Source organism: Streptomyces caelestis, from assembly GCF_001279005.1.
GTDB lineage: Bacteria > Actinomycetota > Actinomycetes > Streptomycetales > Streptomycetaceae > Streptomyces > Streptomyces heliomycini.
In genome coordinates this window covers 1-387 of the sequence record NZ_LGCN01000086.1, presented here as the reverse complement: position 1 = coordinate 387, position 387 = coordinate 1, and the positions used below count along the sequence as shown (strand labels likewise).

The window sequence follows — 387 nt, the reverse complement described above, 5'->3', positions numbered from 1 at the left end:
CTGCCCAGGGTAAGTCGGGACCTAAGGCGAGGCCGACAGGCGTAGTCGATGGATAACCGGTTGATATTCCGGTACCCGCTGTGAAGCGTCAAACATCGAGCATCGTGATGCTAAGGCCGTGAAGCCGCCCCTGATCTCTTCGGAGTGAGGGGGAGTGGTGGAGCCGCCGGCCCAAGCGGTTAGTAGGTGAGTGATGGGGTGACGCAGGAAGGTAGTCCATCCCGGGCGGTGGTTGTCCCGGGGTAAGGGTGTAGGCCGTGCGATAGGCAAATCCGTCGCACATTGAGGCTGAGACCTGATGCCGAGCCGATTGTGGTGAAGTGGATGATCCTATGCTGTCGAGAAAAGCCTCTAGCGAGTTTCATGGCGGCCCGTACCCTAAACCGA

The 387-nt window shown here is 59.4% G+C and carries 1 rRNA gene; it reads left to right on the top strand.

The annotated features are described in order from the left end of the window. Positions 1-387, top strand: a 23S ribosomal RNA gene (locus ADK41_RS09315); the annotation flags it as partial.